General features: G+C 68.7%; 15 protein-coding genes and 1 riboswitch. Of the genes, 9 read left to right on the top strand and 6 right to left on the bottom strand.

Annotated features, from left to right (window positions below; all coding sequences use genetic code 11):
• Positions 1-31: 31 nt before the first annotated feature.
• Complete coding sequence (metH, locus tag UK23_RS29855) at positions 32-3,640, bottom strand: methionine synthase (RefSeq protein ID WP_045315010.1); 3,609 nt, start codon at positions 3,638-3,640, stop codon at positions 32-34.
• A riboswitch (S-adenosyl-L-homocysteine riboswitch) is annotated at positions 3,618-3,697 on the bottom strand. Its footprint overlaps the gene before it by 23 nt.
• Positions 3,698-3,761: 64 nt before the next feature.
• Here metH and UK23_RS29850 point away from each other — a divergent pair.
• From UK23_RS29850 to UK23_RS29810, 9 genes are all read left to right on the top strand, one after another.
• Positions 3,762-4,592, top strand: a complete 831-nt coding sequence (locus UK23_RS29850; protein WP_231114737.1) for a patatin-like phospholipase family protein — start codon at positions 3,762-3,764, stop codon at positions 4,590-4,592.
• Positions 4,593-4,772: 180 nt separating this feature from the next.
• Positions 4,773-6,407 (top strand): glycosyl hydrolase family 8, encoded by a 1,635-nt coding sequence (locus UK23_RS29845; protein WP_231114736.1) that lies wholly within the window; start codon positions 4,773-4,775, stop codon positions 6,405-6,407.
• A 30-nt stretch (positions 6,408-6,437) separates the two neighbouring features.
• Positions 6,438-7,976: a HEAT repeat domain-containing protein gene (locus UK23_RS29840; RefSeq protein ID WP_045315007.1), complete on the top strand. Its 1,539-nt coding sequence runs from the start codon at positions 6,438-6,440 to the stop codon at positions 7,974-7,976.
• Between the two features lie 42 nt (positions 7,977-8,018).
• Positions 8,019-9,314 (top strand): serine hydrolase domain-containing protein, encoded by a 1,296-nt coding sequence (locus UK23_RS29835; RefSeq protein ID WP_045315006.1) that lies wholly within the window; start codon positions 8,019-8,021, stop codon positions 9,312-9,314.
• 7 nt (positions 9,315-9,321) lie between these two features.
• Positions 9,322-10,014 (top strand): MerR family transcriptional regulator, encoded by a 693-nt coding sequence (locus tag UK23_RS29830; protein ID WP_045315005.1) that lies wholly within the window; start codon positions 9,322-9,324, stop codon positions 10,012-10,014.
• Between the two features lie 109 nt (positions 10,015-10,123).
• The gene (locus UK23_RS29825) at positions 10,124-11,008 is read left to right on the top strand and encodes a DUF5829 family protein (protein ID WP_231114735.1); all 885 of its coding nucleotides are present in this window, start codon (positions 10,124-10,126) and stop codon (positions 11,006-11,008) included.
• A gap of 13 nt (positions 11,009-11,021) precedes the next feature.
• Complete coding sequence (locus tag UK23_RS29820; protein WP_045315003.1) at positions 11,022-13,466, top strand: helix-turn-helix transcriptional regulator; 2,445 nt, start codon at positions 11,022-11,024, stop codon at positions 13,464-13,466.
• A 40-nt stretch (positions 13,467-13,506) separates the two neighbouring features.
• Complete coding sequence (locus UK23_RS29815; protein ID WP_045315002.1) at positions 13,507-14,490, top strand: alpha/beta fold hydrolase; 984 nt, start codon at positions 13,507-13,509, stop codon at positions 14,488-14,490.
• Positions 14,491-14,631: 141 nt separating this feature from the next.
• Positions 14,632-14,856, top strand: a complete 225-nt coding sequence (locus UK23_RS29810) for an EAL domain-containing protein (RefSeq protein ID WP_045315001.1) — start codon at positions 14,632-14,634, stop codon at positions 14,854-14,856.
• A gap of 24 nt (positions 14,857-14,880) precedes the next feature.
• On the opposite strand, the gene UK23_RS29805 is transcribed toward UK23_RS29810, so the two are convergent.
• The 5 genes from UK23_RS29805 to glyA all read right to left on the bottom strand — a co-directional run.
• Entirely contained in the window at positions 14,881-15,489 is a 609-nt protein-coding gene (locus UK23_RS29805) for a sarcosine oxidase subunit gamma (RefSeq protein WP_045315000.1), read from the bottom strand.
• On the bottom strand, positions 15,482-18,106 hold the full coding sequence (locus UK23_RS29800) for a 2Fe-2S iron-sulfur cluster-binding protein (protein WP_045314999.1): 2,625 nt from the start codon (positions 18,104-18,106) through the stop codon (positions 15,482-15,484). Before UK23_RS29800 ends, UK23_RS29805 begins: the two co-directional genes overlap by 8 nt.
• On the bottom strand, positions 18,103-18,375 hold the full coding sequence (locus tag UK23_RS29795; protein WP_045314998.1) for a sarcosine oxidase subunit delta: 273 nt from the start codon (positions 18,373-18,375) through the stop codon (positions 18,103-18,105). Before UK23_RS29795 ends, UK23_RS29800 begins: the two co-directional genes overlap by 4 nt.
• Before the next feature lie 10 nt (positions 18,376-18,385).
• Positions 18,386-19,600: a sarcosine oxidase subunit beta family protein gene (locus UK23_RS29790; RefSeq protein WP_045314997.1), complete on the bottom strand. Its 1,215-nt coding sequence runs from the start codon at positions 19,598-19,600 to the stop codon at positions 18,386-18,388.
• Positions 19,597-20,686 (bottom strand): serine hydroxymethyltransferase (glyA, locus tag UK23_RS29785; RefSeq protein ID WP_045314996.1); only part of this gene is annotated, 1,090 nt, incomplete at its 5' end. The genes glyA and UK23_RS29790, both read right to left, overlap by 4 nt.

Here is a 20,686-nt window from a genome sequence, read left to right as displayed (position 1 = left end):
TACCGGGAAGCGCTTTCATGTTGTGGAAGCGTCAGCTCGGTTCGTATCCCAGGTTCGGGCGCAACCACTGCTCGACCTCGCCGACCGGCTTGCCATAGCGGCGTGCGTAGTCCACGACCTGGTCACGGCCGAGCCGTCCCACGGTGAAGTACTTCGCGTCCGGGTGCTGGAAGATCAGGCCGCTCACGCTCGCCGCCGGGTACATGGCGAACGACTCGGTCAACGTCACACCGATGTCCTCCGCCGCCAGCAGGTCGAACAGCTCCCGCTTCACCGTGTGGTCCGGGCAGGCGGGGTAGCCGAGCGCGGGCCGGATGCCCCGGAACTTCTCCGCGTGCAGGTCAGCGAGCTCCGGCTGGGCGTCCGGCTCGAACCAGTCGCGGCGGGCGCGCAGGTGGATCCACTCGGCGAACGCCTCCGCGAGCCGGTCCGCGAGCGCCTTCACCATGATGGCGCGGTAGTCGTCGTGCTTGGCCTCGTACTGCGCGGCCAGCTCGTCGGCGCCCAGGATCGTCACGGCGAAGCCGCCGAGGTGGTCCCCGGCCGGAGCGATGTAGTCCGAGAGCGAGCGGTTCGGGCGCGACACCTGCTTCTGCGTCTGCTGCCGCAGCATCGGGATCAGCGTGCCGTTCTCCAGCTGGATGTCGTCTCCGGCGGAATGCGCGGGCCAGAACCCGTAGACGCCCTTTGCGGTGAACGAACCATTGGCGATGATTTCGTCGAGCAGCTTGGTGGCGTCGTCGAAGAGTTCGCGCGCGACCGGCTGTTCGAGGATCGCGGGGAACTTGCCTTTCAGCTCCCACGCGAGGAACAGGAACGTCCAGTCGATGAACTCGCGGAGTTCGCCGATCGACGGCGACAGCACCCGCGTGCCGGTGAATGCCGGGGTCGGCAATTCGGCGAAATCGACCTTTTCCGCGTTCGCGCGCGCGGCTTCCAGGCTCAGCAACGGCAGCTGCTTGCGGTTTTCGTGCTGCTCGCGCAATCGGGCCTGCTCGGCCCGGTTCGCGAGGTTGAGCTCGTGGCTGCGCCGGTCGTCGAGCAGATCCGAGACCACGCCGACGACCCTGGACGCGTCGAGCACGTGGATGACCGGCTCGTCGTAGACCGGGGCGATCTTGACGGCGGTGTGCTGGCGGGACGTGGTGGCGCCGCCGATCAGCAACGGCAGCTTCATGCCGCGCCGCTGCATCTCCTCGGCGACGGAGACCATCTCGTCGAGCGACGGCGTGATCAGCCCGGACAGGCCGATGACGTCGGCGTGCTCCTTGATCGCCGTGTCGAGGATCTTCGCGGCCGGGACCATCACGCCGAGGTCGATCACCTCGTAGTTGTTGCAGCCCAGGACGACGCCGACGATGTTCTTGCCGATGTCGTGGACGTCGCCCTTGACCGTGGCGAGCACGACCTTGCCGTTGCCGCCGGCCGTCGCCTTGGGCTCGGCGTCCATGAACGGCTCCAGGTACGCGACCGCGCGCTTCATCACGCGGGCGCTCTTCACGACCTGGGGCAGGAACATCTTGCCCGCGCCGAACAGGTCGCCGACGATCTTCATGCCGTCCATCAGCGGGCCCTCGATGACGTCGAGGGGACGCGGAAGGCTTTGGCGGGCTTCCTCGGTGTCCTCTTCGATGAAGTCGACGACGCCGTGCAGGATCGCGTGCTCCAGGCGCTTGCCGACCGGGGCCTCGCGCCAGCTCAGGTCGACGACGCGCTTCTGGCCGGGGCCCTTGACGGTCTCGGCGTGCGTGACGAGCCGGTCGGTGGCGTCCTCGCGGCGGTTGAAGATGACGTCCTCGACGAGTTCCAGCAGCTCGGGCTGGATGTCCTGGTAGACGACGAGCTGGCCGGCGTTGACGATGCCCATGTCCAGCCCGGCCTTGACGGCGTGGAAGAGGAACGCGCTGTGCATGGCTTCGCGGACGACGTCGTTGCCGCGGAAGGAGAACGACAGGTTCGAGATGCCGCCGCTGGTGCGGGCGCCCGGACATCGCTGCTTGATCAGCGGCAGCGCGTCGATGAACGCGTTGGCGTAGCCGTTGTGCTCCTCGATGCCGGTCGCGACCGCGAGCACGTTCGGGTCGAAGATGATGTCCTCGGCCGGGAAGCCCGCCTTCTGCGTCAGCAGGTCGTAGGCGCGGCCGCAGATCGCGACCTTGCGCTCGGTCGTGTCGGCCTGGCCCTGCTCGTCGAACGCCATCACGACGACACCGGCGCCGTAGTCGCGGATCGTGCGGGCCTGCTGCAGGAAGGGCTCCTCGCCCTCCTTCAGGCTGATCGAGTTGACGACTCCCTTGCCCTGCACGCACTTCAGGCCGGCCTGCAGCACGCCCCAGCGGGAGCTGTCGATCATCACCGGGATGCGGGCGATCTCCGGCTCGGTCGCGATCAGGTTCAGGAACGTCGTCATCGCCTGCTCGCCGTCGAGCAGGTCGGCGTCCATGTTGACGTCCAGCAGGTTCGCGCCGCCGCGGACCTGGTCCAGCGCGACCGCGAGCGCTGCCTGGTGGTCGTCGGCCTCGATCAGCCTGCGGAACTTGGCCGAGCCGGTGACGTTGGTGCGCTCGCCGATCATCACGAAGCCGGTGTCGGGGCCGATCTCGAACGTCTCCAGCCCGCTGAACCTGGTGGTGTTGCGGGCGTCCACGACGGTGCGCGGGCTGGTTTCGCGGACGGCCTCGGCGATGGCCTTGATGTGCGCGGGGGTGGTGCCGCAGCAGCCGCCCACGACGTTGACGATGCCCTTGCCCGCGAAGTCCTTCAGCAGGGCGGCGGTCTCGTCCGGCGTCTCGTCGTAGCCGCCGAACGCGTTGGGCAGACCGGCGTTGGGGTGGCAGGCGACGTAGGTGTCCGCGAGCCGGGCGAGGTCGGTGACGTGCGGGCGCATCTCCTCGGCGCCCAGCGAGCAGTTCACGCCCACGACCAGCGGCTTCGCGTGCTCGACGGAGTTCCAGAAAGCCTCGACGGTCTGGCCGGAGAGCGTGCGGCCGGACAGGTCGACGATCGTCACCGAGATCCACAGCGGCAGGTCGGGAGCGACCTCGCGCGCGGCGGTGATGGCGGCCTTGCAGTTGAGCGTGTCGAAGATCGTCTCGATCAGCAGCAGGTCGACGCCGCCCTCGTGCAGCGCGGCGATCTGCTCGGCGTAGGAGGCCTTGACCTGCTCGAACGTCACGGCGCGGAACGCAGGGTCCTCGACCTTGGGAGACAGCGACAGCGTGACGTTGAGCGGACCGACTGAGCCGGCCACGTACCTGCCACCGAACTCCTCGGCCGCTTGGCGGGCGATCTTCGCGCCCGCGATGTTCATGTCGCGGACGCGGTCCTGCAGCCCGTAGTCGGCCTGGCCGATCGAGGTGGCGGTGAACGTGTTGGTGGTCGTGATGTCCGCGCCCGCAGCCAGGTACTGCCGGTGCACGTCGAGCACCAGATCCGGGCGCGTGAGGTTGAGCAGGTCCGGGTCCCCGACGACGTCCATGTGGTGGCTCTCGAACTCCGCGCCGTAGTAGTCGGCGGGGGAGAGCTTCGCCTGCTGGAACATCGTGCCCCAGGCGCCGTCGAGCACGGCGATCCGCTGGTTCAGCAGGGACTTGAGACCATCCACGCGCGCTCCCGAGAAGTCGGAAGCGCCCTTGTTCATGGTCGTACAAGGCCGAGCGTGGCGGGTCTGGAGCCCGTTGCAGCGCTTCTCGGCCTCGCTGAGCAGGATAGCGCGGACGACCACCGGCCAGGAACCGGTCTCACTTCGTAGGATGGCCCGTGTGAACGAAAAACGGGCTTTGGTGCTGGGCGGCGGTGGCGTCACCGGAATCGCTTGGGAGACAGGGATTCTGCACGGACTGGCTGCTGCGGGCGTCGACCTGACAGATGCGGACCTGTTCGTGGGGACGTCGGCAGGGTCGGTGGTGGCCGCGCAGTTGGCGGGCGGTGCGGCGTTGAGTGACCTGTACGAGGGTCAGTTGTTGCCGCCCGATGGGGAGATCCCGGCGCGGCTGACCCCGTGGATGCTGGTGCGGTACGCCCTTTCCTACGTGATGCCCGGTAGTCCGGCCCGGAAACGGGCGCGGCTGGGTCGTGCCGCGGTGAAGGCTCGCACGCCGTCCGAGGAGTCTCGTTTGGCGGTGTTCTCGTCGCGACTGTCTATTTCGGACTGGCCTGAGCGCGCCCTGAAGGTGACCGCCGTTGATGTCGCTGACGGGAAGTTCGTGGCGTTCGACCGGGACAGCGGAGTGCCGTTGGTGCGCGCGGTGGCGTCGAGCTGCGCGGTGCCGCTGGTGTGGCCACCGGTGACGATCGACGGTCACCGTTACATGGACGGCGGCATGCGGTCGGCGGCGAACGTGGACCTCGCCGCTGGGTACTCGCGGGTCGTGGTCGTGGCGCCGCTGACTCGTGCGGCTTCCGCTGCCGCGACTCCGCAGGCGCAGGCCGCCCGGCTGGGCGTGCCGTCGATCGTGGTGAGCCCGTCCGGGGAGGCGTTGGCCGCGATCGGCCCCAACCTGCTCGACCCCGCTCGCCGCAAGCCCGCCGCCGAAGCGGGCTTCGCACAGGCCGCCTCCGTGGCCGAGGCAGTTCGTGAAGTCTGGAACTGATCACTGTTCGATCGAGCAACAACTGGTCAGTACCTCTTGTTCGGGACGTTTTGCCTGCTTACCGTCGCCAACCACTCGCATTGGCAGCTTTGTTAACTATTGCTGGAGGCGGTCGTGGGCGGCAGAACAGCAGCTGCGTTAGGGGCGGGCGGGCTCGTGCTCGCCCTCCTCGTGGCAGGAGTGACCAGTGCATCGGCGGCGGATCCACTGGTCTCGCAGGGCAAGGCGGTGACGGCGTCCTCCGTCGAGGGCTCCGGTTTCGAGGCGGCGAAGGCGGTCGACGGCAACGCGTCGTCGCGCTGGGCCTCGGCGGAAGGGCACGACCCGGAGTGGTTGCGGGTCGACCTCGGATCCACGCACACGATCAGCCGGGTGCGGTTGAACTGGGAGGCCGCGTACGCCAAGTCGTACCGCGTGCAGACCTCTCCTGACGGTTCGGCGTGGGCCGACGTCTACTCCACCACCACCGGAAACGGCGGCATCGACGACTTGACCCTGTCCGGTTCAGGCCGGTATGTGCGGGTTTACGGCACCGCGCGGGGGACGTCCTACGGCTACTCGTTGTTCGAACTGGAGGTCTACGGCACGACGGACGGCGGCAACCCGCCGACCACCACGACACCGACCACGACCACGACCACGACCACCAACCCGCCTTCGGGGCTCGGTTATCCGTTCGGCAGCAGGCAGACCCCGTACGTGGCGGGCATCCTGCGCCCGTCCGGCAGCACGTCCACTTTGGACGCCGCCGTGGTGGACTACTACCAGCGCTGGAAGTCCGCGTTCATCCGGCACAACTGCAACAGCGCGTGGTCCCAGGTGCTCGCCACGGACGCCGACCACGCCTACGTCGCCGAGGCCCAGGGCTACGGCATGGTCGTCGTCGCCACGATGGCCGGCGCCGACCCGGACGCTCACAAGATCTTCGACGGCTTCGTGAAGTGGAAGATCGACCACCCGTCCTCCATCGACCCGGACCTGATGGCGGCCGAGCAGGGCGCGGACTGCAAGAGCACGAGCGGCGTCGACGCGGCGACCGACGGCGACATGGACGTGGCGTACGGGTTGCTGCTGGCCGACAAGCAGTGGGGCAGCTCCGGCACCTACAACTACAAACAGCTGGCCATCAAGCACATCAACGGCATCAAGCGCAGCGAGATCAACCCGTCCACGAACCTGTTGCGTCCCGGCGACTGGGCCGACTCCGGCGACCCGCGCTACTACGTGACCCGCTCGTCGGACTGGATGGCCGACCACTTCCGCGCCTTCCGCAAGGCCACCGGCGACTCCGCGTGGGACACGATCCGCAACGCCCACCAGAACCTCATCAAGACCATGCAGCAGAACTTCGCGCCGAACACGGGCCTGTTGCCCGACTTCGTGGAACGCACGAACTCCACCCCGCGCCCGCCGGCCGGCAAGGTGCTCGAGGACGAGCTGGGCGACGGCAAGTACTGGTGGAACGCGTGCCGGGACCCGTGGCGAATCGGCGCGGACGCGGCCACCAGCGGCGACGCGACCTCGCTGGCGGCGGCTCGCAAGGTCAACACGTGGGCGAAGTCCAAGTTCGGCGGCAACCCGAACAACATCAAGGTCGGCTACCAGCTCAACGGCACGCAGCTGTCCAGCGACGTCTCCGAGGCCTACACCGCGCCGTTCGCGGTGGCGGCGACGACCGATCCCGGCAGCCAGGCGTGGCTCGACGCGTTGTGGAACAAGATGGTGTCGACGCCGATCGGTGGCAACGACTACTTCGCGTCGAGCATCCAGCTGCAGGTGATGATCACGGTGACCGGCAACCACTGGGTGCCGTAATCCCGTTGCGGTCCGTCGTTCAATGGGTGGATGGGGATAGCGAAGGCACGCCGGATCGCACGACGTGCACACCGGGGGCAGCTCACCGCTGATGGTGAGCTGTTCCTGGACCACCTGGAACGACTCGTCCGCACCGTCGAGGAACAGGGCGGCGATGCGGTGGCTCAGCAGGCGGCGTGGTTGCACGCCGTGCCCGGCACCGGAGTGGACCTGACTCGCCAGGACCTGCCCTGGCGAGTTCTCCGCGCGGTGGAGGAGTTCCGGGCTGCTGCCCGAACGCCCCGGCAGAGCCCTCCCCAGAGCTCGTGGCAGCCGTCGGTGCAGCTACCGGAGGGCACGCTGCCGGAGTTGCTCGCCGCCCACCGGGAACAGCCCGCGTACGAGACCAGGGCGGCGATCACCAGCCTGCTCGGGTTGCCGATCAGCCCGGACGACCCGGCCGTGACGGAACTGGCCGAACAGTGGTGGCAGCCCGGCGACGAGGGAAGGACCGGAAGGTTCGACCGGGAACGCCTGCTGCGCGCGGTCACCGATGGCTCCCAGACCACTGCCGCGACCGCGATCGCGGTGCTGCCGGGTGAGGGAGACGACCGGGAGGTCGAGGCTCTCCTCACCGTGCTGCGCAGGCCGGGTGGGGAGTGGTGCTGGGTCCGTCAGCGCGCGCGGGTCAGGCTGCACGAGATCGATGAGGAAGCGGCCTCGCGGGAATGGCCCATCGATCCGCAGGACGTGTGGTGGCTCAACACTCGTGCCTGGGTGCTGGAGCACGCGGCACACCTGGTCCCACAGCTGATCGATGCGCTGCCTCGACCTGAGTGGACGGAAGCGGCAGCGTTCGCGCTCGGTGTGCTCAGAGCCTCGGAGGCGGTGCGGCCGTTGTGCGAGAGCACACGGTCCAGTGACGACCCGCGCTCGCAGGTCGAGGCGCTGGCCAAGATCGGTTCCGCCGAGGCGAACCCCGCGCTGGTCGCGCTCCTCGGCCACCACCGGGCGGACGTGCGGGAGGCCGCACTGCGAGCGCTCGACCGGATCGGCGGTGCCGAGGTGGTCGACGCGGCGGTCATGGCGTGCGACGACCTGTCCCCGGCGGTGCGGGATCGGGCGGCACGCGTGCTCACCCGGCGTGGCGACGCGCGTGCCGTGATCCAGCTGATCCGGCTCTGCGACACGCGGTTCGCGGCCGCGGCGGCCGATGCGCTGGCCCGCATCGGTGATGCGCGCGCGGTGCCGACGTTGTGGCATCTCTTCCTGCATCACGACGACAAGGCGGTCCGGTACGCGGCCGGCCGTGGCCTGGCCCGCATCGAGGGCGAGCAGCAGGCGTGCACGTGGGAGCCGCGGATCCTGCCTGCCCACGTGTGGTTGCTCGGCCACAAACCCGACTGGGACCACTCCTGCCTGGAGTACGGCCGCAGGCACTCCGACGCCTTGGTGCGGGCCCGTACCGCGGAGGCCTATGGACGGCTGGGTGATCCCGCGAACGCCGAGCACGTCCGAGCCCTGCTCGACGACCCGGATCGGCGGGTCAGGGCGACCGCCAAGACCGCGCTGGCACGTCTCGAGAATTGAGGGTAGACCTTGACCCTGGGTCAAGGTTCGAAGGTTACTGCCATGAACAACGACTTCATCGCAGAGACCGCCGCCCGCTTCACCATCCCCGGCGCCGCCGCCGGCGTCTTCCACGACGGCGAGGAGCACTTCTTCCTCCACGGCGTGACCAGCGTCGAGAACCCGTTGCCCGTCAACGAGGACACGCTGTTCCTGCTCGGCTCGGTCACCAAGACCTACACCGCGACCGCGATCATGCGCCTCGTCGGGCAGGGCCGGGTGGAGCTGGACGCGCCGGTCCGCCGGTACGTGCCGGAGCTCGAGCTGGCCGACGGCCGCGAGTTCACCGTGCGGCAGCTGCTCAACCACACGTCCGGCCTCGACTGGGGCACGCTCGTCGACACCGGCGAGGGCGACGACGCGCTGGCCGAGCACGTCGAGGAGCTCAAAACGTTGAAGCTCATCGCCGAGGTCGGGGAGCGGCCCTCGTACAGCCAGTCCGGGTACAACCTGGCCGGGCGGATCATCGAGAAGGTCACCGGGCTGACCTACGAGCAGGCGATCACGAACCTGCTGCTGGAGCCGCTCGGGCTGGGCAACACGCACTTCGACCGGGACGCGGTGATGACGCGCCGGTTCGCGGTCGGGCACGAGAAGGGCGAGATCGCCCGGCCGTGGCGGCATTGGAGGGCGAACAATCCCGGCGGTGGCATCGCGGCCTCCGTCGAGGATCTGCTCAGGTGGGCGAGGTTCCACCTGGGGGACAACGGCCTCGAGGAGATGCGCCGGCCTACCGCGACGCTGCGCGGCAGCAACCTCGGTGACGCGATCGGGGTCGGCTGGTTCCTGCGCGAGATCGGCGGCGTGCAGGCGATCGGGCACGGCGGGTCGTCCAACGGGCAGTTCGCCGAGCTGCTGATCGTGCCGGAGCGGAACTTCGCCGTGGTGTCGATCGCGAACCAGGGGCCGGACGGCATTCCGTTCAACCAGGCGGTGGTCCGGAAGGCGCTCCAGAGCTACCTCGGGGTGGTCGACCGGGATCCGGAACCGTTGCCGTACGACGAAAGCAAGGCACGAGAGGTCGTGGGCGAGTACGACAACGACGCGATGGTCATGACGATCGAGGACACCGGTGCAGGCCTCGTGCTGGAGGTGCTGATCCGGCCGGAGATCCGCGAGAACGCCGAGATGGAGCTGCCGGCCGACCACGCGCCGTTCCCGATGGGACTGTTGCCGAGGGACGAGTACCTGATCACCGAGGGCGCGTTCACCGGGCAGCGCGGGTTCTTCACGCGGGACGACAGCGGCAGGATCATCGGGGTCGATCTCGCCGGTCGCGTGTTCGGCCGGGTGCGATGATGGCCGGATGATCACGATCGGCCAGCTCGCCCGGTACGCGGGCGTGACGATCAAGGCGGTGCGGCACTACCACAAGGTGGGGTTGCTGGAGGAGCCCGCGCGCGATCACTCCGGCTATCGGCGGTACTCCGCTCAGGACGCGATCGACCTGGTCAAGATCCGCACGCTCGCCGAGGCCGGGGTGCCGCTCGCCAGGGTCGAGGAACTGCTGAAAGCGGGCGAGGAGGAGTTCGCCACGTCGATCACCGAGATCGACGAGGCGCTGCGCCGCAGGCAGGAGGAGATCGAGCGAGCCCGTGAACGCGTTGTCAGGCTGAGGCAGGGCGAGCTCTTCCTGACCGCGGAAGCCGCCGCGATGGTCGAGAAACTCAGGAAGATCGGCGTGAGCGAGCGCGGGATCACGATGGAACGCGAGGTCTGGGTGCTCATGCAGGCGGTGGCGCCGGAGGAAGCGGCGGTGTGGCTCGCGGACAAGGCGGAGTCGCTCGAAGACCCCGGGTTCCAGCAGATCTACCGGGAGTACGACGAGGCTTTCGGGTGGTCGCCGGACGACCCGCGGCTGCCCGCACTGGCGAAGCGGGCGGCCGCGTGGATGAGCACCAGGAAGGAAATGCCTTCGGCCGACCCGGAGATCGCCGCGCTGGCGATGGAGGCCGCGGGGGCGTCGTCACCGGCGTGGAACCGGATGGCCAGGCTCTGACGCGCGGCTCCGTCCACAAAGGACTTCAGCTGGTTCGGAGACCGTCGAACACAGAGCCTCTTCAGCTGACTTGAGTCTGACTTGAGCGCGTTCCCCCTAGGATCGTTCCATGCGGATTCGACGCTTGTTCTGCATGATCTTCGCGGTCGTCCTGGTGTCGGCGGGCATCGGCACGGCGCACGCTGGGGAGCAGCAGTTGTTGCACTACAACCACGCCTGGGGCACGTTCGACCGGGCGACGGCCGACGCGGTCGAGCACTCCACGTACCTCAAGGAGTTCGCGGACTTCGAGGTGCGCACCACGACCGGCGCCGACGGCAAGGTGTGGACCGGCCGCTACCTGCGCGGCAAGGAGACCTACCTGGAGGTCTTCGGCATCGGTGACGTCCCCGGTCAGGACGGCGAACTCGGTTCGGCGGGGCTCGGGCTCTCCACCGAACGCGACGGTGGCATCGAGGTGCTGAAGTCGAGGTTGCGCGCCGCGGGCTCGACGCCGATCGAGTTCCTGCAGACCCGCGACTTCGGTGACGGCAAGCCGGTGCCGTGGTTCGACGCGGTGTTCCTCGACGACACCTACGAACGCTTCGGTGCCTGGGCCATGGAGTACCGCGACGAGTACCTCGACGACCCGCGCAGCAAGGTCGGGCCCGCGCAGTTCCCCGGCGACGTCAGCAGGGACCGCTATCTGCCGGACGCCTACAAAGACCGGCTGATGCGCAACATCACGCTGATCCGCCTGGCCGTCACCGCCGGAGACCTCGCGGACACCATGCCCCTGTTGCGTGCGGGCGGCTTCCTGCTTCGAACCGATCCGGCTGGTGTCACGGCGTCCAAGGGCGGCACGACGATCCGGTTCGACCAGGTCGCGATGGGACGGACCGGGCTCAAGCGGGTGGAGTTCGACCTGAACCGCGTGGTGCGGCGCCATGTGGAGCAGCTGGGCACGTCGACGCTGGTCGTGGGCCCCGGCAAGCGCGCGGTCTGGACTTTCTGACACAGTCGGGTTCATGGCGTTGGTCGGACGGGAACGGGACGAGGAACGGCTGGCGGTCCTGGCGGCGTCCGGTGGCTGCCTGCAGATCGCAGGCGAGCCGGGTGTCGGCAAGTCCGCGCTGCTCAGCACTCTCGACGGGCACCTGGTCGTCGGGGTCGAGGCCGAGCAGGACCTGCCTTACGCGGGACTGCACCAGGTCCTGCACCCGTTCCTCGATCTGTCCACTTCGTCCGGTGCGCGGCGCGGCGCCCTGGAGGTCGTCTTCGGACTCTCCGACGGCGCCGCGCCGCCCGTCCACCTGGTGGGCCTGGCCGCGCTCGACCTGCTGAGCGGGGCCGTCGTGCTGGTCGACGACGCGCACTGGTTCGATCAGGCGAGTCAGGACGTTCTGGGGTTCGTCGCGCGCCGGTTGACCAGTGGCACGCTCATCGCAACGTCACGCACCCCGCTCTTCGCCGGCGTGCCCACGCTCTCGTTGGAACCGTTGTCGCCCAGCGATGCCCGCACTCTCCTGACCTCGGTCGCGCCCGAACTGGACGCCGAACGCCGTGAGCAGGTGCTCGCCAAGGCCGCCGGAAACCCGTTGGCGCTGACCGAACTTCCTTTCGGCGGCAACTCGCTCGAAGAGGCGTTCGCCGCGCGGGTCTCGAAACTGCCGCCTGAGGAGCGGAAAGCGTTGCTGCTTCAGGCTTTGGGCGGAAGCGGCGACTTCCGGCACCCCTTGATGAGGTCGGCGATCGTGCAGGCGGCGACTCCTGCGGAACGTCAGGAAGCACACCGGCAGCTGGCCGCGACGGACCAGCCGGATCGCCGGGCGTGGCATCTCGCGAGCGCGGTCACGGGCACGGACGAGAACGTGGCGAGCCTGCTCGAACAGACCGCGGACCGGGCACTGAGGCGCGGTGGTGCGGCAGCCGCGATCAGCGCGTTGGAGAAGGCCGCGCGGACAGGTGACGGCTGCCAGCGAGCACGTCGGCTGATGCGAGCAGCCGAGCTGGCAGCGGATGCGGGTCGCCGGGCCGACGTCGAGCGCATTCTGCTCGAGGTGCGCGGGCTGGATCTCACGCCGCGGGAACGCGCGCTGGTCACGTGGTTGCCGAGTGCGTTCGACGACGGCGTGGGGCAGGGCGCGGCCGGACCGGGTGAGCTGGTCGGGCTGGCCGAGGCCGTGGTGCGCGACGGTGACGTCGAACTGGGGATGCGGATCTTCTGGAGCGTCGCGATGCGGTGCTTCTGGGTCGAGCCGGGCGCGGCGGTGCGCGAGCGGATCATCTCGGTGGCCGCCAAGCTGCGGATCGACCCCTGTGATCCGCACATGGTCGCGATGGCGGCCTATGTGAAGCCGGTCGAGCGAGGTGATGCGGTCATCGCGGCGTTCCGGGCGGGAACACCGGATGATCCGGCCACGTGCAGGTTGCTCGGCAGTGCCGCGCTGCAAGTCGGTGCGTTCGAGGACTCCGTGCGGTTCTCCGTTGCCGCACAACGAGGTCTGCGTGCCCAAGGTCAGTTCGGACTGCTCACCCGTGCCCTCGCCGTCGAAGCATGGAGCCGGACCCGCCTCGGCGACATCGCCGGCGCCGAACCCGCGGCCGCCGAAGCAGCCGAACTCGCTGAAGAAACCGACCAGCCGTACATGCGCGGCTTGGCCGCGGCCGTCCAAGCCGAAATCGCGGCTCTCAAAGGAGACTACGAGCGGGCCGCGCAACTGGCCGCCGAAGCCGAGCGAATCGGTCTCGCCGCAGGAGCCCGACCCGTCCTGGCCACCGTCCAGCTGGCCAGAAGCCTTGCCGCGCTGGGAGAAGGCCGGTACGCCGACGCGTTCGCCGCCGTCCGCCGCATCCACGACCCGGCAGACCCGGCCTACCAGCTGGCTCTGCGCAGGTACGTCCTTCCCGAACTCGTCGAAGCCGCCATCCGCAGCGGCAACTTCGACGACGCCTGCAAGATCGTCGAGGAACTGGACATCGCGACCAGTTCGCCGGCTCTCAACGCAGGCCTCGGCTACGCCCGCGCACTGCTGGCGAGAGACGACGAAGCCGAAGCTCGTTTCACGGCAGCGCTGGAGGCCAGGAGCTCGCCCTGGGACCGCGCCCGCACCCACCTGGCGTTCGGCGCGTGGCTCAGAAGGCAACGCAAAGCCACCAGAGCCAGGCCGCACCTCAAAGCGGCGGCCGAGGCGTTCGACGCGTTCGGCACCAAGGACTGGGCGGAACGGGCCAGGGAAGAACTACGTGCGTCCGGCGAGTCGCGCAACGGCAACGGCGAGCTGACCGAACACGAGCTGACCATCGCGCGCCTGGCCGCAGACGGCCTCACGAACAAGGAGATCGGCGAACGCCTGCACCTGTCCCACCGCACGGTCAGCACTCACCTGCACCGCATCTTCCCCAAACTGGGCGTGACGGCACGCGCCGAGCTGAAGGAGGCGCTGATGACGTACGAGGACGCCGTCACCTGACGCTCGCGAGCGTCGTTCGAGCGCCAATACGGTCGAGAACATGATCAGCAGGAGGCAGTTCTCGCAGGCACTGGCCGTCGCAGGCGTGGCGGCACCCCTCGTCACCGCACCTGCGCAGGCAGCCGGATCCAAGCCCGCGTGGGGCCGGCTCAAGCAGGTCAGGGCGGGTCTGCTGGACGTCGGGTATGCCGAGATGGGCCCTGCGGACGGCCCGGTCACGATCCTCCTGCACGGCTGGCCGTACGACATCCACAGCTTCGTCGACGTGGCGCCGGAACTCGCCGCGCAGGGCCATCGCGTGCTCATCCCGTACGTCCGCGGCTACGGCCCGACCCGGTTCCTGCACGCCCGCACCACGCGCAACGGGCAACCGGCCGCGGTGGCGAGCGACCTGATCGCGTTCATGGACGCCCTCAAGATCCGCAAGGCGACGCTCGCGGGCTTCGACTGGGGTGCGCGGACGGCGTGCGTGGCGGCGGCGTTGTGGCCGGAGCGGGTCGAGGCGCTGGTGTCGGTCAGCGGGTACCTGATCGTCAATCTGAAGCAGAACCAGGAACCGTTGAGCCCGCAGGCCGAGCTGGGCTGGTGGTACCAGTTCTACTTCGCGACCGATCGCGGCGTGAAGGGCTACACGCAGAACACCTACGAGTTCAACAAGCTCATCTGGAAGCTCGCCTCGCCGCAGTGGAACTTCGACGAGGCCACCTACGCCCAGAGCGCCACGGCCTGGAAGAACCCGGACCACGTCGCGATCGTCATCCACAACTACCGCTGGCGGCTGCAGCTCGCGGAGGGCGAGCACCGCTACGACGGGCTGGAGCGCAAGCTGCAGACGCGGCCCGTGATCACCGTGCCGACGATCACGATCGCCAGCGACTTCGACGGCCCGAACAAGCCAGGCACCAGCTACCGCGACCGGTTCACCGGCCCGTACGAGCACCGGATTCTCGACGGCATCGGACACAACGTGCCGCAGGAGGCGCCGGAGGCGTTCACGCGCGCCGTGCTCGACGTGCTGCGCTGAACTTCTTGGGCTGAACTACTTGGGCTGAACGCCGCCGCGTGGACCAGATCGTGCGGATGCGAAGGCTTCCTCACTTCGCATCCGCACGGTGGCGGGCGGAATTCTGACTCCACCCGCCAGCTGAGGGCTGCCGCGCCCAGCATGCGATCGGACTCGTTTTCCGGGGCCACCACGCGGTCTCTGCTCGGCCTTGCGCACAACCTCGAGCTGGAGGGCGTGGAGGACGAGGAGACCTGGACCGCCCTCGCCGCCCTGGGCTGCGACATCGTGCAGGGGTACTGCCTGAGCAAACCGCTGCCCGCCGGCGAGTTCGCGGCGTGGCTGCGCGATCGGATGCTGGACGAGCTGACCGCGCCGACCTCCTGAGCACCGGGCCAGAAGTTCTGCTCGTCACTCGTCAAGCGATCCCAGGTCTGGCTCTGAGCCAGAAACCCGCCAGCTCTGTTGTTGTGGAGCGAAAGGCACGTACTCGCTCATCGCGTCCATCAGCCAACGAGCCAGGTAGTCCGCGAACGACGAGCGCGGGAACAGCCGGTAGGTCTCGGCGTCGGTTTGCCACAGCAGCACCGGAACCGGGCCGACCGTCGTCTGAACCGCGTTGCCCGGCCCGAACTCCCGCGGATGCAGGTCCACCGGACAACCCTTCTCCAGCACGTCCCGCGCGAACGGCCCGCTCAGCTCGACGATCGTGCGGTTCGCCGACACGTCCACGGCCGAACCGGGCTCGCCGCCGAGCGCCTCCACCAGTTCGGAGATCACCTCGGCCGAGTCGGCCAGCACGAGCCACTCGTCCGGCCCGAGCCAGAAAACCGTGCGCGAACCGGCTTCCGATGTCTGTCCGCACTGTCTCGGAAGTGTTGTCCCCAAAGCTTTCTCGACGCGCGCGGCCGTCTCGGACGACGGTTCGACGCGCAGGTTCACCATGGTGCGGAAGGGGAGTTCGGTCAGGCCCTGCGGGAAAGTCAGGTGGGCCAGCGGACTGCGACGCAGGTCAGCCATCTCGCCTGCTCCCTTCTGGGTCGTAGAGAACGAGGTCGGCCACCTGCACCGGCACCAGCTCGGAGCCTACGTGCGCCATCAGGGTCTCACCGATTCGCGACTGCCCGCCGGCCACCAGCGCGAGCGCGAACGGGCGGCCCAGCGCTTCGCTGTGATAGCTGGAGGTCACGTGGCCGAGCATCGGCACCGGGGGAGTGAGCGCAACGTCCCGGGCGATGATCTGCGTGCCCTCGGGCAGCTTTGTCGTCCCGTCCGTCGGCAGCAGACTGATCAGCTGCTTGCGGTCGGCGCGAGCGGTGTCCGACCGGGAGAACGAACGGTTGCCGACGAAGTCCTTCTGCTTGGAGACCGCCCAAGCCATACCGGCGTCGTGCGGCGTGACCGTGCCGTCGGTGTCCTGGCCGACGATGATGTAGCCCTTCTCCGCGCGCAACACGTGCATGGCCTCGGTGCCGTAAGGCGTGATGTCGTAAGGCAAACCGGCCTCGTACACCTGCTCCCACACCGACAAGCCGTACCACGACGAAACGTTGATCTCGTACGCGAGTTCACCCGAGAACGAGATCCGGCAGATCCGCGCGGGCACACCGGAAGCCAGCGTCGTCTCGCGGAACGTCATGAACGGGAACGCCTCGGCGGACAAGTCCAGGTCTGGCGCCAAAACCGAGACCACGTCACGCGATCGCGGGCCGACCACCGCGATCGTGGCCCACTGCTCGGTCACCGAGGTGCAGTGGACGTCGAGTGAAGGCCACTCGGTCTGCAGCCATTCCTCCAGCCAGTCCAGGACACCAGCCGCGCCACCGGTCGTGGTGGTCAGGAAGAACCGGTTGTCGTCCAGGCGCAGCGTCACGCCGTCGTCGAAGATCATGCCGTCCGGCCTGCACATCACGCCGTAGCGCGCGTGGCCGGGCTTGAGCTTCTTGAAAGCGTTGGTGTAGATGCGGTTCAGGAACTCGCCCGCGTCCGCGCCCCAGATCTCGATCTTGCCCAAAGTCGACGCGTCCATGAACGCCACACCGTTGCGCGCGGCACGGCACTCGCGGGCGACGGCGGCGTCGATGTCCTCGCCGTCGCGCGGGAAGTACCACGGGCGCTTCCACTGGCCGACGTCCTCGAACAACGCGCCGTGCTCGACGTGCCACGGGTGGATCGACGTCGTCCGCTCGGGATCGAACAGGTCGCCGCGCTCACGTCCGGCCAGCGCGGCGAACGCGACCGGGGTGTAGGGCGCGCGGTAGGTCGTGGTGCCGATCTCGCCGACCGAACCGCCCAGCGCGTGGGCGATCACGCCGATCGCGTTGACGCCGGAGGTCTTGCCCTGGTCGTTGGCGGTGCCCAGAGACGTGTACCGCTTCACGTGCTCGACGTTCAGCATGCCCGCGCCGGTCGACCGCCACACGTCCGCGACGGTCACATCCCGTTGCAGGTCAACGAAGTGCGTGTCGTAGGAGTCGGAGGGGACGAGCCACAACGCACGTGTCGGCCACAGACCTTCGCCATTGGCCGCGCCCACGATCTCCTGGTTGCGCACCGCGCCGTCCGGGACGAAGGCGGCGATGGAGTCGTCCCAGCGCAGCTTTCCCTGGCGCTGGCTGTGCAGGTGCACGACCGGGCTCCAGCCACCCGACACGGCGAGGAGATCGCACTCGAACGACTCGACCGCATCCCCTTCGAGCGATCGGACGAGCACGCCCGTGATCCGGTCTTCGCCTTCGGTGTTGATGACCGCGCTACCGGTCAGGATTCGCACGTCGACATCCACGGACACCTCGGGGCGCGCGTCCACGACGGCGGCGACCTCGACTCCGGCGTCCAGCAGATCGCGGACGGTGTCGTAAGCGCTGTCGTTGTTGGTGAACACGACTACCTGCGAACCCGCTGCGACTCCGTAGCGGTTGAGGTACGTGCGGACGGCTCCGGCCAGCATCACGCCCGGTTTGTCGTTGCCCGCGAACACCAGCGGACGCTCGTGCGCACCGGTCGCGAGCACGACGCGACCAGCCCGGATGTGCCACAACCGTTGACGTGAAACGTTTGCGGGCGCAGCAGCACCGAGGTGGTCGGTACGCCGCTCCAACGCCAGCACGTAGTTGTCGTCGTACGAGCCGATCGCCGTGGTCCGGGTCAGCACCACAACGTCAGACGGCAGCTCACCGCCGGGCTCCGGCTGGTCGTCGACCAGCATCACGCGAACGCCGGGAGCAGAAGCCTCGGCGGCGGCCTTGACCCCGGCCGGTCCGCCACCCACGACCAGGACATCGGTGTGCACGAACTTCTTGTCGTACACGGCTGGATCCGGCGTCGGATCGAGACGTCCCTTGCCGGACAACGTCGACGCGACCAGCCCGTCGTACAGCTCCACGGTCGTCGCGGGCAGCATGCCCTCGGAGCAAGGCCCGTCGACCTGCAGCAACGCGTTGGGTTCCTCAACGCCCGCGGCCATGATCCCGCGCGGCCTGCCGCGGTAGATCGACCGCCCGACCTCGATGATCCCGTGGGCCAGCATTGCCGACGCCACGGTGTCACCGGGATGTCCAGTCAGCTCACGACCGTCCACGGAGAACCGGAGCACCGTGCCGCGATCGACGCGGCCACCAGCAGGGAGCCTGCTCATCGGGACACCTCCTCGCCGTTGCGGTAGACCGCAAGGACCTCGTAGCTGACGGTGTCGCGCAGGACGTTGAACCAACGGCGGCACCCGGCGGAGTGCATCCAGCGCTCGGCGAAGGGCCCCTTGGGGTTCTCGCGGTAGAACACGTACTCGGCCCACTGCTGGTCGTCCAGCTCGGCAGGCGTCTCGGGGTAGGCCACGTGGGCCTGGCCGCCGTAGCGGAACTCGGTCTCGTCGCGGGGCCCGCACCACGGGCAGCCGATCAGCAGCACGGTGATCCAATCAGTGGGCCACGGCGGCGGCGCCGTGCTCGTCGATGAGCGCGCCGGTCGTGAAGCGGTCGAGGGAGAAGGGGGCGTTCAGCGGGTGGGGCTCGCCGGTCGCGATGGTGTGCGCGAAGGCCCAGCCCGCGGACGGCGTGGCCTTGAAACCGCCGGTGCCCCAGCCGCAGTTGACGAACAGGTTCTCCACCGGCGTGGTGCCGATGATCGGCGACGCGTCCGGCGTGACGTCGACGATGCCGCCCCACGTACGCAGCACGTGCGCGCGGGCGAAGATCGGGAACAGCTCGACCGCCGCGGCCATCTGGTGCTCGATGACGTGGAACGACCCGCGCTGGCCGTAGCCGTTGTAGGAGTCGACGCCCGCGCCCATCACCAGCTCGCCCTTGTGCGCCTGGGAAACGTAGACGTGCACGTGGTTCGACATCACCACGGTCGGGTGCACCTGCTCGTTCAGTTCGGACACCAAGGCCTGCAACGGATGCGACTGCACGGGCAACCGGAAACCGGCTCGCTCGGCCAGGACGCTGCTGTGCCCGGCCGCCGCGAGCCCGACCCGTCCGGCGAGGATCCGCCCGCGGTCGGTCTCGACGCCGACGACCCTGTTGCCGTCCTTGACGAACCCGGTGACCTCGCAGTTCTGGATGAGGTCGACGCCCAGCTCGTCGGCGCGACGAGCCAGCGCCCACGCCACGTGGTCGTGCTTCGCGATGCCCGCACGAGGCTGGAAAGTGCCGCCCAGCACGGGATAGCGGGTCTTCGGCGACAGGTTGACGATCGGGCAGATCTCGGCGATCCCGGACGGTTCCACCCACTCCGCGTCGACCCCGTTGAGCCGGTTGGCGTTCACGCGGCGCATGCCCTCACGGACGTCCTGCAGCGTGTGCGCGAGGTTGAGCACGCCGCGCTGGCTGAACAGGAAGTCGTAGCCGAGCTCCTCCGGCAGCCCTTCCCACAGCTTCAGCGCGTGCTCGTAGATCGCCGCGCTCTCGTCCCACAGGTAGTTGGAGCGGATGATCGTGGTGTTGCGGGCCATGTTGCCGCCCGCGAGCCAGCCCTTCTCCAGCACGGCGACGTTCGTGATGCCGTGCTTGGACGCCAGGTAGTAGGCCGTCGCGAGGCCGTGCCCGCCCGCACCGATGATGACGACGTCGTACGACGAGCGCGGTTCGGGGTTGCGCCACAGGAAGTCCGGATGTTCGGGCAACGGGTTCACGCGGCAGCTCCCTGCAGGTGCGGGTACAGCGGAAACGCGGTGGCGAGCTTCTCGACGCGGTCGCGCAGGACCTGTTCGTCGGTCGGTTCTGCCCTGAGCGCCAGCGCGATGATGTCGGCGACCTCGCGGAACTCGGTCTCACCGAACCCGCGCGTGGCCAGCGCGGGCGTGCCGATCCGCAGGCCCGACGAGACCATCGGCGGCCGCGGGTCGAACGGCACGGCGTTGCGGTTCACCGTGATTCCCACGCGGTGCAAGCGGTCCTCGGCCTGTTGACCGTCCAAAGTGGAGTTCCGCAGGTCGACGAGCACCAGGTGCACGTCGGTCCCGCCGGTCAACACCGTGATGTCGTTCTCTTCGAGCAGCCTCGAGGCCAGCAGGCGGGCACCGGCCAGCGTGCGCTCCTGCCGTTCGCGGAACTCCTCACCCGCCGCGACCTTGAACGCCACCGCCTTCGCCGCGATCACGTGCTCCAGCGGCCCACCCTGCTGACCGGGGAACACCGCCGAGTTGATCTTCTTGGCGAACTCCGCGCGGCTCAGGATCACGCCACCGCGCGGCCCGCCCAGCGTCTTGTGCGTCGTGGTCGTCACGACATCCGCGTAGTGCACGGGGTTCGGGTGCAGCCCGGCCGCCACCAGCCCGGCGAAATGCGCCATGTCGACCATCAGGTACGCGCCGACCTCGGCCGCGATCTGCCGGAACCGCGCCAGGTCCAGCACCCGCGGGTACGCCGACCAGCCGGCGACGATCATGCGCGGCCGGTGCTCGTGGGCCAGTTGCTCGACCTCGTCCATGTCGATGCGCATGTCCGACTCGCGCACGTGGTACGGCACGACGTTGTACAGCTTGCCGGAGAAGTTGATCCGCATGCCGTGGGTGAGATGCCCGCCGTGCGCCAGGTCGAGCCCGAGAATCGTGTCGCCGGGCTTCAGCAACGCGAACATCGCGGCCGCGTTCGCCTGCGCGCCCGAGTGCGGCTGCACGTTCGCCGCTTCCGCCCCGAACAACGCCTTCACCCGGTCGATCGCGAGCTGCTCGATGACGTCCACGTGCTCACAGCCGCCGTAGTAACGGCGGCCGGGG

Origin of the sequence: Lentzea aerocolonigenes (assembly GCF_000955955.1) — a bacterium.
Taxonomy (GTDB): Bacteria; Actinomycetota; Actinomycetes; order Mycobacteriales; family Pseudonocardiaceae; genus Lentzea; species Lentzea aerocolonigenes_A.
Note: the sequence above shows the minus strand (reverse complement) of the source record. Positions and strands in the feature narration are given on the sequence as shown.

Excerpts from the sequence above, each read along its gene's own strand:
- UK23_RS29800 (WP_045314999.1), bottom strand. The coding sequence starts at position 18,106 with ATGAGCAGGCTCCCTGCTGGTGGCCGCGTCGATCGCGGCACGGTGCTC.
- UK23_RS29835 (WP_045315006.1), top strand. The coding sequence starts at position 8,019 with ATGAACAACGACTTCATCGCAGAGACCGCCGCCCGCTTCACCATCCCC.
- UK23_RS29810 (WP_045315001.1), top strand. The coding sequence starts at position 14,632 with ATGCGATCGGACTCGTTTTCCGGGGCCACCACGCGGTCTCTGCTCGGC.
- UK23_RS29820 (WP_045315003.1), top strand. The coding sequence starts at position 11,022 with ATGGCGTTGGTCGGACGGGAACGGGACGAGGAACGGCTGGCGGTCCTG.
- UK23_RS29830 (WP_045315005.1), top strand. The coding sequence starts at position 9,322 with ATGATCACGATCGGCCAGCTCGCCCGGTACGCGGGCGTGACGATCAAG.
- UK23_RS29805 (WP_045315000.1), bottom strand. The coding sequence starts at position 15,489 with ATGGCTGACCTGCGTCGCAGTCCGCTGGCCCACCTGACTTTCCCGCAG.
- UK23_RS29825 (WP_231114735.1), top strand. The coding sequence starts at position 10,124 with ATGCGGATTCGACGCTTGTTCTGCATGATCTTCGCGGTCGTCCTGGTG.
- metH (WP_045315010.1), bottom strand. The coding sequence starts at position 3,640 with ATGAACAAGGGCGCTTCCGACTTCTCGGGAGCGCGCGTGGATGGTCTC.
- UK23_RS29815 (WP_045315002.1), top strand. The coding sequence starts at position 13,507 with ATGATCAGCAGGAGGCAGTTCTCGCAGGCACTGGCCGTCGCAGGCGTG.
- UK23_RS29840 (WP_045315007.1), top strand. The coding sequence starts at position 6,438 with ATGGGGATAGCGAAGGCACGCCGGATCGCACGACGTGCACACCGGGGG.